Here is a 12747-nt window from a genome sequence, read left to right as displayed (position 1 = left end):
TTTACAAAAAATAGACCCTAAATTAAAGGGTCTCTTTGTCAAATTGGTCATACGCTTGAATAATTCGACCAACCAATGGATGACGAACAACATCTGATTGATCTAAATGGATAAACGAAATGCCTGTTACATTATTTAATATTTTTGTAACTGACCCTAAACCAGACTTCACACCTCTAGGCAAGTCCACCTGTGATACGTCACCTGTAATAATCATTTTTGACCCGAAACCCAATCTAGTTAAAAACATTTTCATCTGTGCTAATGTTGTATTTTGCGCCTCATCTAAAATGACAAAAGCATCGTCTAAGGTACGCCCACGCATATAAGCAAGCGGTGCAATTTCAATTACGCCCCTTTCGATTAATCGCTGCGTGTGCTCGGTTCCTAACACATCGTGCAACGCATCATATAGTGGTCGTAAATAAGGATCCACCTTTTCCTTTAAATCTCCCGGTAGAAAACCTAAGCTTTCCCCTGCTTCAACAGCTGGGCGCGTTAAGATAATACGCTTTACAAACCCATTTTTCAAAGCATTAACGGCCATTACAACGGCTAAATACGTTTTTCCCGTTCCCGCTGGTCCAATACCAAATACAAGGTCATTCTTTTTAATAGCAGAAATATAGTGGCTTTGTCCCAACGTCTTAACACGAATTGACTTGCCTTGTACATTTTTGGCAATCTCTTCTTCGTATACATCTTCAAAAAACTCCAGCGTACCCTTTTTGGCGAGCTGAATAGCGTAGACAACATCTCGTTCTGAAATTGTAATGTTTTTACGAATAATTTTTACTAGTTTTTTTAACATTTCTTCAACGGTTTGTACATCTTCAGGGTTACCTGAAACAATAACTGTTTCACCTCGAGAGATGATGTTGACATTCATTTCTTCTTCAATTCTCTTTAAGTTAACATCCTGTACACCGAATAAAGAAATTGCTTCGTTTGAATCGTCAAGTTGTACGTTAATTGTTACTAGCTGTTCTGACATTCCTCAATCTCCTTGAATAATTGGTTGGGTACTCGCAATATTTTCTATAACTTGGTAATGTATTGATAATTTTACTTTACCATTCTCAAGTTGTTGGTGCAAAACTTTTTCACCTTTTATTTCAGCATCTTCACTTAAAAATGCTTTTAATTGTTTCCGACCCGTTTCAAGCCCTTTTTCAACGGCTTCTTGTTTAGAGTATACCCGTTTTGTGCTTTGATCTTCTCTTATAATAACTTTTTCATAAGAAAGCGGTGTTTTCCATTTAAAAAAATACAGCGGCTTTACTTCTTTTTCAACTTTTGTCGTTCTATACTTTTCTTTTGAAAACGCCCAAAGCGGCATTTTAAATGCGCTTAAATCTAAGTAATGCTTACTATAGGATTCTCCTGTTAACACATGAAAATTAGTTTCAAGTGGAACTTCTACTTCAGACTTGTACCATGTTTCCCCGTAAACTTCTCCTTTAGCTGATACAACCTTCTTATTTTTCTCATTGCCAATAATACCAGAAACCAGCACCTCACCTTCATTAACCACGTCGTTTACTTTTACCAAAGATTGTCCTTTCTCCACAAACATTTTTGTAATCGTTGCTTTTTTTGCTGCAACTAAGTGCTGGTAAGAAGATTTCTCTTGGGGTTTTGGCTCATTTTTCTCAACCACTTGAAAGTGATAAGAAGTTCCTTTAACCTCTACACCGACCCATGTGATGTTATTCATGGAATCGGTTAAGTAACGCTGTATTTGTTCAGGGCTACCTAGTAAAAATTGAAATTCCCCTCTCTTAACGCCCACTTCCTTTAGCTTCTTGGTCATTTCATATTCTGTTTCTGGAGAAGCTCCAGTTATTTCAACTTTCCATATCATATTAGATAGCAGCGTGAGCAAAAGAAAAAAAGAAAGAAAACCTAAGACAAACCCGCTGTTTCTCCACATTGTTTTTGTTAAAAAAGGAAAGCCTTGCCGACGTACAAAATAAATTTTGCAGTCAGCTTTTCGAATCAGTATACGAATTTTTTTAACATCTTTCAACAAAATAGTGGCTGTAATACAACCCTCTTCTACTTTTTTGACATGAGAGACCATAATTCCTTGGCGTACGCATAAATTCACAAAACGTTCAATGCCTTTTCCAACAATTCGAATTCGCACGGTTCCAATAATAAAGTTTGTCCATCCATTCTTCATTATGTTCCTCCTACCCCTACTGTTCTAAATAAAGAACTTGATTAATTTTCCCTTCTAATACTAATTCTTCAGGTAAAATCACCTTTATCACGAGTCCTTCACCGCGGACTAGCATTTGTCCCTGCTTTAACAACACTCGTATTTCAGTATCAGAAAAGGCTAATAAACCTTTATGATTTTCAATATATATGTGTATTTGTCCAACTAACGTAATCCGAGGAAGATCCATTAACACATCAGCGGGTAGTTCCATCGTTTTCGTCATCCATCTTTTCATTTGCTGTCTCCATGTTTTGCTCATAAAAAAGAACCCCCTTTCATCTCATGTTTATGAGAAAGGGGGTTAATGTATCACATCTATTTATCTTTTATAACTTTGTCTTTTCGACTTTGGTGGTCCTAGTACTTCCGACCAAATAACTCCTTGAACTGCTGATTTCTTTGAAAATGCAACAGGACGAGTAGACGTTCTCTGCTTCTTATCGATGGTTAGAGATGAGCCTCCGACAGCTCGCTTCGGCATTTCCCTTTGGGTCTTTAGCTGTTCAAGCTTTTCTTGAAGCTCATTGCGAACTGCTTGAGCTTCTTCTTGCATATCTTTCTTAACTTCTACTACCGTTTCCTTTTCATGACGATCAGAAGGACGGTACGGTATTCGTTGCGGACGATTTCTCTCTTCTCTAGAAGTAGGATTACCAACAGGAGGCATTGGCTGGCGCTGTGGACGTTTTTCTTGATCCTCTGCACCCGAACCAATATAACGTTGAATAACGTTTAAAATAAAGCCTCCGACGATGATAACAAGAAAGAGATTTCCGATAATAAATTCAAATATACCTTGAATTACGTTCATGAGGAGAGTCCTCCTTACTTCTCTTCTTCATCCTGTCCCATTTTACCGATAGAGTCTCTCATATCTGTATCTGCATCAATGTTTCGGATATTCATATAATCCATCACGCCAAGATTGCCAGAGCGTAGTGCTTCTGCCATTGCTAACGGAACTTCCGCTTCTGCTTCTACTACTTTTGCACGCATCTCTTCTACTTTTGCACGCATCTCTTGCTCTTGCGCTACAGCCATTGCACGACGTTCTTCCGCTTTTGCTTGTGCAATATTTTTGTCAGCTTCTGCTTGATCAATTTGAAGAACGGCACCGATGTTTTTACCGATATCAATATCTGCAATATCAATCGATAGGATTTCAAAAGCTGTGCCTGAATCTAATCCTTTTGTTAAAACAGTTTGTGAAATCATATCCGGGTTTTCTAACACCTTTTTATGGTCTTGCTGAGAACCAATGGTAGAAACAATTCCTTCACCAACACGAGCAATAACTGTCTCTTCTCCAGCTCCCCCTACTAAACGATCGATGTTTGCACGTACTGTAATACGAGCTTTTGCTTTTACTTCAATACCATCCATCGCAACACCTGAAATGAATGGTGTTTCAATTACTTTTGGGTTAACGCTCATTTGAACAGCTTCTAATACATTACGCCCAGCTAAATCAATAGCAGCTCCGCGCTCAAATGATAACTCAATATTTGCACGCTGAGCAGCGATTAATGCATTAACAACGCGGTCAACGTTACCACCTGCTAAATAGTGACTCTCTAGCTGATTTGTTGAAACATCCAATCCAGCTTTACTTGCCTTAATTAAAGGATTTACAACGCGAGATGGAATAACGCGACGTAATCTCATTCCCACTAGTGTAAAAATACTAATTCGTACACCTGCTGCTAATGCTGAAATCCACAGCATTACCGGTACAAACGTAAAGAACACGGCTAATAAAATGATTGCTAAGCCAATTCCCACAAAAAATAATAAGCTACCTGGTTCCATTATTTAATTTCCTCCTCAGTTGGTAAATCTTTCACTTTACGTACAACAACTCGTGACCCTTCTACTTTCATTACTTTCACTTTAACATCTTTTTCCAAATAATTCCCTTCTGATACTACATCGATGTATTCATCATCAATGGAAACTGTACCAGATGGTCGAAGTGGTGTAACCGTTATTCCTTCTTTACCAATTAGTTCATAACGATTTTGGTTTGAAACATAACCCAATTCGGTATTCAATGAATCACTTAAAACCATTTTTCTCAACGTTTTCATTCTCTTACCAAAAAATTTCACCATAACAAACGCTCCTCCCAAAGCAACAGCACAAGCAATGATTAGTGACACGCCCATTTGCATGTAGTTGTCCGTAGTAAGAAAGAAGCTAATAAAGATAGCCCCTAACCCAATGATCCCTAGTATTCCACCCGGTAAAAAAAGCTCGAGTAATAGAAGAACTATTCCAATAATAAATACAATAATTGCTTCCATTCCTGCTAACCCTGCTACAAGATGACCATAAAAGAATAGAAGTAGCGCACCAATTCCCATAGATCCAGCTAAACCAAACGTTGGCGTATATAACTCGATCACTAAACCTAGCCCTCCTATTGACAGCAAAATCGGTACGACTACTGGATTGGTAACAAAACGAGCAATATGCTCTGCCCAACTAACCTTTGTTGTAATCACATCCGATTTTTCATAGCCTAATTTATTTAATAGCTCGTTTAAATTAGCAACTGTACCTTCAGAGTATTGTACGTCTTCGGCTTGTTTTGGGGTCAGCGTCAATAGTTCTTTATTCGTTATGTCCAGCTCTGGCAGCTCAATTGATTTATCTGCCATTGCCATTGCATATTTAGGATCACGTCCATTTTGCTCAGCGGCACTTTTCATTGCAGACAGCCAGTAAGACTGTGCCTTATCATCTGCTGCGTTGCCAGATCCATCAATAACGGCTGCAGAACCCATCGTTGATCCAGGAGTCATATAAATTTGATCAGCGTTTAATGCAATGTACGCTCCTGCAGACAATGCTTTCTTATTGACAAAAGCAACAATGGGAATGTCCGTTTTTGTAATACTCTTTCCAATGTCAGAAGCGGCATCTACGGCTCCACCAGGGGTATTAATATCTAATACAATCAATTCAGCCTGTTCAGCTTCAGCTTCTTTAATGCTGCGATTTAAAAAGGCTAAAAGGCCTTTTTCGACCGTATCTTCAACTGGGATTACGTATACTTTTTTTGAATTAGCAGTGAAGGTTTGCGGTAAAAAACAAAGTATGATGAACGTAGCGGCAATGATGCTTAAAGTTATTTTTTTCACTTATCCTATCACCCCTCCTCTCTTTGCATCATATGAGTGCTTATCTTTTTATACGATTAACTTTACAAATAGTTTCAAGTTTTTGAAACTTTTTTATGTATTAATTGATAGAGACATATAAAAAACACCTTACGTGTGTAAGGTGTTTTTTACGATAAGTGTTGAAGAACAAGCTTATTTACAAGAGAGCCATCAGCTTTACCTTTCACTTTAGGCATAAGCGCTCCCATAACTTTCCCCATATCAGCTTTAGAGGAAGACTGCGTTTCTTCAATCGTTGCTTTAATCAATTCGCTTAACTCTTCTTCACTTAGTTGCTTAGGCGCATAAGCTTCTAATATAACTAATTCAGAATGAATTTTATCAACAAGATCTTGACGACCTGCTTTCTCAAATTCATGGAGGGAGTCTTTACGTTGTTTGAATTCGCGAGAAATAACCGTCAACTCGTCTGCTTCAGTTAGATCGTGGCCCAACTTAATGGCTTCATTTTGAAGAGATGCTTTTACCATGCGAATCACGGTTAGCTTCTCTTTCTCTTTGTTTTTCATCGCTTGCTTCATATCACTATTTAAACGCTCGAGAAGACTCATAATAAATCCACCCTCTTATTAGAACTTGCGCTTTCTAGCAGCTTCAGATTTCTTCTTACGCTTTACGCTAGGCTTTTCATAGAATTCGCGCTTTCTTGCTTCTTGTAACGTACCAGTTTTTGAAACTGAACGTTTGAAGCGACGAAGAGCATCTTCAAGCGATTCGTTTTTACGAACAACTGTTTTTGACATTCTAATTCCCTCCCTCCGAACAAAACCACTAACATCATAATGACATGTGTTAGACATGTCTTTTGCCATTATAATATAATGAACTCTTAAGGTCAACCAGTTTAAATAAAGTAATAAACCCATTCAATTGTATTTTATGAATTCACTTATTAAACCATACCCATTTTTTCAAGTAGTTATAAAGCTGATGCACGCAGATTTACTTTATTCTGCAAATCCACGTGCATTCTTTAAAATTAAGAACTTAGTTTAACGCGATCAGTTGGCATTTCTACCTCATCCATCACGCGGACAAATTCACCTTCATTATAAGGGTAACCTGCTTTAGAGATTTTCACTTTAACAAGCTTTCCAACCATTTCTTCCGTTGCTGGGAACACTACTTTCAAATAGTTATCCGTATAACCCACATACAAATTGCTATTTGACTCTTCTTTGTAACGTTCTTCTGGAATCACTTCCAACACTTCACCTTCAAATTCCGACGCATACTCTTTTGCCAGTTGATTTGAAAGTTCAATTAAGCGATGTACGCGCTCGTTTTTCACTTCTTCATCAATTTGGTCATCCATACGAGCAGCCGGTGTACCTGTACGCTTAGAGTACGGGAACACGTGAAGCTCTGAGAATTTATGCTCTTTAATGAAGTTATATGTTTCCATAAATTCATCTTCTGTTTCACCAGGGAATCCTACAATTACATCAGATGTAATCGCAAGACCTGGTAACGCTTCTTTTAAGCGAGTCAAACGCTCTCCGAAGAATTCCATTGTGTACTTACGACGCATGCGTTTTAACACTGTATTTGATCCAGATTGAAGGGGAACGTGTAAATGGCGAACAACCATTTCAGATTTATCCAACACGTCAATAACTTCGTCTGTAATCTGACTAGCTTCAATTGATGAAATACGGATACGTTTTAATCCTTTTACTTGAGACTCTAAATCACGTAGTAGCTGTGAAAGATTATAATCTTTCATATCTTCACCATAGCCACCTGTATGAATTCCTGTTAACACAATCTCTTTATAACCAGCATCTGCTAATTGTTGAGCTTGCGCTACAACTTCTTTTGGATCACGTGAACGCATTAAGCCTCTTGCCCAAGGAATAATACAAAACGTACAGAAATTGTTACAACCTTCTTGAATTTTCAAAGATGCACGTGTACGGTCTGTGAAAGCCGGTACATCTAACTCTTCATATACACGTGTTTTCATGATGTTTCCTACACCGTTAATCGGCTGACGCTCTTGCTTAAATTGTTCAATGTAATCTAGCATCTTTACACGATCCTGTGTACCTACAACAATATCCACGCCAGGAATCGCCATTATTTCTGCTGGTGATGTTTGTGCGTAACAACCCGTTACACAAATAACCGCATCTGGGTTTTTACGAATTGCACGACGAATTACTTGACGACTTTTTTTATCACCTGTGTTCGTTACCGTACAGGTATTGATAACATATACATCAGCAGTTTGCTCATATTCTACGCGATCGTAGTTAGCTCCTTTAAACAACTGCCAAATAGCTTCTGTTTCATAGTGATTCACTTTACACCCTAATGTGTGGAAAGCAACTGTTGGCATTGTATTCACCCCATTAACTCAGTTTGATATGATATAGCAGATAGCACGTATAGCGGTGCTGTTTCTGCACGTAAAATTCGAGGACCGAATCCACATTTAGTAAATTGATGTTCTTCTAAAAACGCAACTTCTTGTTCTGTCAATCCACCTTCTGGTCCAATAACAACCAAAAGAGAATCACCAGACTGCAGATGAGATAAAACATGATGCAAATTAGAAGCTTCACCTTGCTTAGCTACTTCTTCATACGCTACGATTTTATGCGTATATTCACTTGCTGCAACAAGCTGTTTTAAAGTCATGGGACTATCAACAGTTGGCACTATGGTACGGTGGGATTGCTCTGCAGCTTCCTTTGCAATTTTGTTCCATCTCTCTAATTTCTTTTTGCCTTTTTTCTCGTCCCATTTCACAATGGAGCGATCCGCAATAAAAGGGATAAACTTCGTTGCGCCAAGTTCTGTCCCTTTTTGAATAATAAGCTCAAGCTTATCCCCTTTAGGCAACCCGCTCACAATCGTAACTGTCACAGGCATCTCTTTTTCTTCACTTAACCATTCTATAATAGATCCTTGGATTTCGTCAGTGGAAATCATTTCAATCTCACAAAGAGCCGCTTGTCCGTTTTCATTACAACAAATAACGCGCTCTCCTTCTGACATTCTCATCACTCGCTGGATGTGGTGAGCATCTGAATCAATAATTTTCACCGTTCTATCAACAAATTGATCATTTTTTAAAAAATAACGTTGCACAGCTACACCTTCTCACTTATCAAGCTTGTTTAGTTGCAATAATAGCTACCCAATCTTCCATCATTGTCACTTCTTCAATAACAAATCCAGCTTTCACAAGGGCTTCTTTTACTTCTTCTTTCTTAGCACTAATAATACCTGATGTAATAAACGAACCGCCTGGCTTCAAAACTGCATATGCATCGTCAACAAAGCGAACGATAATTTCTGCTAAAATATTTGCAACAACAACGTCTACAGGACCTTCAATATTATTTAAAAGGTTGTTTTGAGCAACCGTTACAGCACCTTGCACTTTGTTTAGCTTTACGTTTAAACGAGCTGAACGAACCGCTACTTCATCAAGGTCAAGCGCTCTTACAGATTTCGCACCAAGCATTGCTGCACCAATACTCAAAACACCGGAACCTGTTCCGACATCAATAACCGTATCATTTTCTTTAACCGTTCGCTCAAGTCCTTGCAACGACATGACTGTTGTTGGGTGGGTCCCTGTTCCAAACGCCATCCCTGGATCTAATTCAATAATTAATTCATCTGTGTTGACTTTTTCATAGTTTTCCCAAGTAGGAACAATTGTAAAACGCTCAGATATTTTTACAGGATGATAGTATTTCTTCCAAGCAGTAGCCCACTCTTCTTCATTTACCTCACTGATTGTCACTTTGTTTGCACCTAAATCAAAATCATAAACTAACAAGCCATTAATAGCTTCTTTAATACCTTCAACCGTCTCACCTAAGAAGCTGTTTACAGGAAGGTATGCCTTTACGATTACACCTTCTTCAGGGTAATCATCGGCATTAAGCTGGTAGATTTCCCCAAAAGTTGTATCCCTCTCTTTTATTAAATCTGCTGGATCTTCGATTACAACACCGCTTGCTCCTGATTCATGTAAAATATGTGAGATTGGTTCAATCGCTTCCTGTGTCGTATGAATACAAATTTCAGACCATTTCATCTCTACCAACTTCATCCCTTCTGTTTTTTCGCTTTATTTTGTTTTATCACAGCTGACAGGTTGGTAAAGCATTTTACCAACCTGTCAATGTTTATTATTCGCCTTTAATTGCTCTCTTTACTTTTGCAAAGAAAGAATCGTGTTGCTCATCAACTGCTTCTTGTCCGCTTAACTCTGCGAACTCTCGAATTAATTGTTTTTGTTTCTCAGAGAGCTTTGTTGGTGTAACAACGCGCACATGAATATGTTGGTCACCCTGACCATATCCTCGAACGTTTGCTACTCCTTTTCCTTTTAGTCGGAACCTTGTACCCGTTTGAGTACCTGCAGGAATTTTCAGCTTTACTTTTCCATGTAGCGTCGGTACTTCCACTTCATCTCCCAATGCAGCTTGTGCAAAGGTTAACGGCATTTCACAATAAATATCATCACCGTCACGCTCAAAGAGCTCATGTGATCGAACGTTAAACACAACGTATAAGTCTCCAGATGGACCGCCATTTGCACCCGGTTCTCCTTGACCACTCACACGAAGCTGTTGGCCATCATCCACACCAGCTGGGATTTTCACATTAATTTTACGACGTTTTGTTACTTTGCCTTCACCGTGGCATGTTGAACATTTTTGCTCAATTTTCTTACCAGTCCCATTACAATGATGGCAAGCACGACGGTTTACTACACGACCAAACGGCGTGTTTTGTTCTACATTTAATTGTCCAGAACCGTTACAATGTGAACACGTGCTGACTTTTGTACCTGGCTTTGCACCCGATCCGTTACATGTGTCACACGTTTCTTCACGAGGAATTTCAATAGTTGTTTCTTTTCCGAATACCGCCTCTTCAAACGATAATGTCATCGTGTACTGTAAATCGGCACCTTGCCTTGGAGCATTAGGGTCTCTTCTACGACCTCCGCCACCAAAGATTGAACTAAAAATATCTTCAAAGCCAAAACCGCCAAAGTCTGAACCTCCGCCAAAACCACCAAAGCCCTGGTTTGGATCAGTATGACCAAATTGATCATAGTGTGCTTTCTTTTGGTCATCACTTAACACTTCATATGCTTCTTTGACTTCTTTAAATTGCTCTGCAGCATCCTCGGCTTTATTAATATCCGGATGATATTTTTTTGAAAGCTTACGATACGCTTTTTTAATCTCATCTTTTGTAGCGCCTTTGCTGATGCCGAGTACTTCATAGTAATCTCGCTTACTCATCAATACTCACTCCCGAATCGTTTCACATAAACGTAATTGTATCATCATTAATCTTTTCATCGCAACAGAAAAGTTAAGCGATACACCGAACCTATTGTGAATTGCTATTTTTGTACGTTAAAAAAGTCAAAGCCAAGAGATAGCTTGACTTTGACTTTTAAAATCCTGTGAATTGCACCGTGGCGTCCTTCACATTAGTCGTCAAGATGCATTATTTTTTATCGTCGTTTACTTCTTCAAACTCTGCATCTACAACATCATCATTTTGAGCGCCTTCGCCACCAGCTGCTTGCTGAGCTTGTTGAGCTTGCTCATACATTTTCACCGTTAAAGCTTGAACAACTTCTTGAAGCTCATCTTTTTTCGCTTTGATTTCTTCAAGGTCATTCTTTTCGATTGCAGCTTTTAACGCATCTTTTGCTTCGTTAGCTTTTGCTACTTCAGCTTCTTCAACCTTACCTTCAAGGTCTTTCAACGTTTTTTCAGTTGTAAATACAAGTTGATCTGCTTCATTGCGTAATTCAACTTCTTCTTTACGTTGTTTATCTGCATCTGCGTTATCTTCTGCTTCTTTTACCATGCGTTCGATTTCATCATCTGATAAACCAGTAGAAGACTTAATTGTAATTGCTTGCTCTTTATTTGTACCTAAATCTTTTGCACGTACGTTTACGATACCGTTCTTATCAATATCAAAGCTTACTTCGATTTGAGGTACACCACGTGGAGCTGGTGGAATGTCCGTTAATTGGAAACGACCTAACGTTTTGTTATCAGCTGACATTGGACGCTCACCTTGAAGTACGTGAATGTCTACAGCCGTTTGGTTATCAGCTGCTGTTGAGAATACTTGTGATTTACTTGTAGGAATTGTTGTGTTGCGCTCAATTAGCTTTGTGAATACGCCGCCCATTGTTTCAATTCCTAAAGATAGTGGCGTTACGTCTAATAACACTACGTCTTTTACATCACCAGTTAATACTCCACCTTGAATTGCTGCACCTAAAGCAACAACTTCATCAGGGTTTACGCCTTTATGAGGCTCTTTACCAGTTTCTTTTTTAATGGCTTCTTGCACCGCTGGGATACGAGTAGAACCACCAACTAAAATTACTTTATCTAGCTCACTTGCAGAAAGACCAGCATCTTGTAAAGCTTGACGTACTGGAGCCATTGTACGCTCTACTAGGTCTGCAGATAATTCTTCAAACTTCGCACGTGATAGCGTTACTTCTAAATGAAGCGGTCCAGCTTCGCCAGCTGTGATAAACGGTAGTGACACTTGTGTAGAAGTTACACCAGATAAATCTTTTTTCGCTTTTTCAGCAGCATCTTTTAGACGTTGAAGTGCCATTTTATCTTTAGCTAAATCAATGCCATTTTCTTTTTTAAACTCTGCTACTAAGTAATCGATGATTACTTGGTCAAAGTCATCTCCACCAAGGCGGTTGTCACCAGCAGTTGAGCGCACTTCGAATACGCCATCTCCTAGCTCTAGAATTGATACGTCAAACGTACCTCCACCTAAGTCGTATACAAGTACAGTTTGGTCTTCGTCTGTTTTTTCTAACCCGTATGCAAGAGCAGCCGCTGTTGGTTCGTTGATAATACGCTCAACTTCTAAACCAGCAATTTTACCAGCATCTTTTGTTGCTTGACGCTCAGCATCGTTAAAGTATGCAGGAACCGTGATAACTGCTTTTGTTACAGGCTCACCTAAGTACTCCTCTGCATATCCTTTTAAATGTTGCAGAATAATTGCTGACATTTCTTGAGGTGTATACTCTTTTCCTTCAGCTTCTACTTTGTGATCTGTACCCATGTGACGTTTAATTGAGATGATTGTGTTTGGATTTGTAATTGCTTGACGCTTTGCTACTTCCCCAACTTGACGCTCACCGTTTTTAAACGCAACAACAGATGGTGTTGTACGATTTCCTTCTGGATTTGGGATTACTTTTGGCTCGCCGCCTTCTAAAACAGCGACACAAGAGTTCGTTGTACCTAAGTCGATACCAATGATTTTACTCATGTAAAATAACCTCCTTGTTTTATG

At 38.9% G+C, this 12747-nt stretch carries 13 protein-coding genes; all 13 read right to left on the bottom strand.

Features of this window, described 5'->3' with window-relative positions:
* Positions 1-22: 22 nt before the first annotated feature.
* The 13 genes from V2145_RS01960 to dnaK all read right to left on the bottom strand — a co-directional run bounded on the left by V2145_RS01960 (position 23) and on the right by dnaK (position 12723).
* A complete protein-coding gene (locus V2145_RS01960; protein WP_094910840.1) occupies positions 23-994 on the bottom strand; it encodes a PhoH family protein in 972 nt (323 codons plus the stop codon).
* A 3-nt stretch (positions 995-997) separates the two neighbouring features.
* On the bottom strand, positions 998-2185 hold the full coding sequence (yqfD, locus tag V2145_RS01955) for a sporulation protein YqfD (protein ID WP_094910841.1): 1188 nt from the start codon (positions 2183-2185) through the stop codon (positions 998-1000).
* Between the two features lie 16 nt (positions 2186-2201).
* Positions 2202-2486, bottom strand: coding sequence for a sporulation protein YqfC (gene yqfC, locus V2145_RS01950; protein WP_025911638.1), 285 nt, complete (start codon positions 2484-2486; stop codon positions 2202-2204).
* Between the two features lie 60 nt (positions 2487-2546).
* Positions 2547-3038, bottom strand: a complete 492-nt coding sequence (locus tag V2145_RS01945; protein WP_311856634.1) for a hypothetical protein — start codon at positions 3036-3038, stop codon at positions 2547-2549.
* A gap of 14 nt (positions 3039-3052) precedes the next feature.
* On the bottom strand, positions 3053-4036 hold the full coding sequence (gene floA, locus V2145_RS01940) for a flotillin-like protein FloA (RefSeq protein ID WP_094910843.1): 984 nt from the start codon (positions 4034-4036) through the stop codon (positions 3053-3055).
* A complete protein-coding gene (locus V2145_RS01935; RefSeq protein ID WP_442956796.1) occupies positions 4036-5346 on the bottom strand; it encodes an NfeD family protein in 1311 nt (436 codons plus the stop codon). Before V2145_RS01935 ends, floA begins: the two co-directional genes overlap by 1 nt.
* A gap of 173 nt (positions 5347-5519) precedes the next feature.
* Positions 5520-5963 (bottom strand): GatB/YqeY domain-containing protein, encoded by a 444-nt coding sequence (locus tag V2145_RS01930; RefSeq protein WP_025911644.1) that lies wholly within the window; start codon positions 5961-5963, stop codon positions 5520-5522.
* An 18-nt stretch (positions 5964-5981) separates the two neighbouring features.
* On the bottom strand, positions 5982-6155 hold the full coding sequence (rpsU, locus tag V2145_RS01925) for a 30S ribosomal protein S21 (RefSeq protein ID WP_003152957.1): 174 nt from the start codon (positions 6153-6155) through the stop codon (positions 5982-5984).
* 236 nt (positions 6156-6391) lie between these two features.
* The gene (gene mtaB, locus V2145_RS01920) at positions 6392-7753 is read right to left on the bottom strand and encodes a tRNA (N(6)-L-threonylcarbamoyladenosine(37)-C(2))-methylthiotransferase MtaB (RefSeq protein WP_330987275.1); all 1362 of its coding nucleotides are present in this window, start codon (positions 7751-7753) and stop codon (positions 6392-6394) included.
* A gap of 5 nt (positions 7754-7758) precedes the next feature.
* The gene (locus tag V2145_RS01915) at positions 7759-8508 is read right to left on the bottom strand and encodes a 16S rRNA (uracil(1498)-N(3))-methyltransferase (protein WP_330987274.1); all 750 of its coding nucleotides are present in this window, start codon (positions 8506-8508) and stop codon (positions 7759-7761) included.
* Between the two features lie 19 nt (positions 8509-8527).
* The gene (gene prmA, locus V2145_RS01910) at positions 8528-9469 is read right to left on the bottom strand and encodes a 50S ribosomal protein L11 methyltransferase (protein WP_094910920.1); all 942 of its coding nucleotides are present in this window, start codon (positions 9467-9469) and stop codon (positions 8528-8530) included.
* 94 nt (positions 9470-9563) lie between these two features.
* Positions 9564-10691 carry a molecular chaperone DnaJ gene (gene dnaJ, locus V2145_RS01905; RefSeq protein WP_025911650.1) on the bottom strand — a complete coding sequence of 376 codons (1128 nt, stop codon included), beginning with the start codon at positions 10689-10691 and terminating at the stop codon, positions 9564-9566.
* Between the two features lie 211 nt (positions 10692-10902).
* On the bottom strand, positions 10903-12723 hold the full coding sequence (gene dnaK / locus V2145_RS01900; protein WP_210609564.1) for a molecular chaperone DnaK: 1821 nt from the start codon (positions 12721-12723) through the stop codon (positions 10903-10905).
* Between the last annotated feature and the right edge of the window lie 24 nt (positions 12724-12747).

It is taken from the genome of Priestia sp. GS2, from assembly GCF_036409025.1.
Classification (GTDB): domain Bacteria; phylum Bacillota; class Bacilli; order Bacillales; family Bacillaceae_H; genus Priestia; species Priestia aryabhattai_A.
This window is presented reverse-complemented; position numbering and strand designations above follow the sequence as displayed.

What these genes read in the sequence shown, in the direction of transcription:
- V2145_RS01960 (WP_094910840.1), bottom strand. Translation starts at nt 994, where the DNA reads ATGTCAGAACAGCTAGTAACAATTAACGTACAACTTGACGATTCAAAC.
- yqfD (WP_094910841.1), bottom strand. Translation starts at nt 2,185, where the DNA reads ATGAAGAATGGATGGACAAACTTTATTATTGGAACCGTGCGAATTCGA.
- yqfC (WP_025911638.1), bottom strand. Translation starts at nt 2,486, where the DNA reads ATGAGCAAAACATGGAGACAGCAAATGAAAAGATGGATGACGAAAACG.
- V2145_RS01945 (WP_311856634.1), bottom strand. Translation starts at nt 3,038, where the DNA reads ATGAACGTAATTCAAGGTATATTTGAATTTATTATCGGAAATCTCTTT.
- floA (WP_094910843.1), bottom strand. Translation starts at nt 4,036, where the DNA reads ATGGAACCAGGTAGCTTATTATTTTTTGTGGGAATTGGCTTAGCAATC.
- V2145_RS01930 (WP_025911644.1), bottom strand. Translation starts at nt 5,963, where the DNA reads ATGAGTCTTCTCGAGCGTTTAAATAGTGATATGAAGCAAGCGATGAAA.
- rpsU (WP_003152957.1), bottom strand. Translation starts at nt 6,155, where the DNA reads ATGTCAAAAACAGTTGTTCGTAAAAACGAATCGCTTGAAGATGCTCTT.
- mtaB (WP_330987275.1), bottom strand. Translation starts at nt 7,753, where the DNA reads ATGCCAACAGTTGCTTTCCACACATTAGGGTGTAAAGTGAATCACTAT.
- prmA (WP_094910920.1), bottom strand. Translation starts at nt 9,469, where the DNA reads ATGAAATGGTCTGAAATTTGTATTCATACGACACAGGAAGCGATTGAA.
- dnaJ (WP_025911650.1), bottom strand. Translation starts at nt 10,691, where the DNA reads ATGAGTAAGCGAGATTACTATGAAGTACTCGGCATCAGCAAAGGCGCT.
- dnaK (WP_210609564.1), bottom strand. Translation starts at nt 12,723, where the DNA reads ATGAGTAAAATCATTGGTATCGACTTAGGTACAACGAACTCTTGTGTC.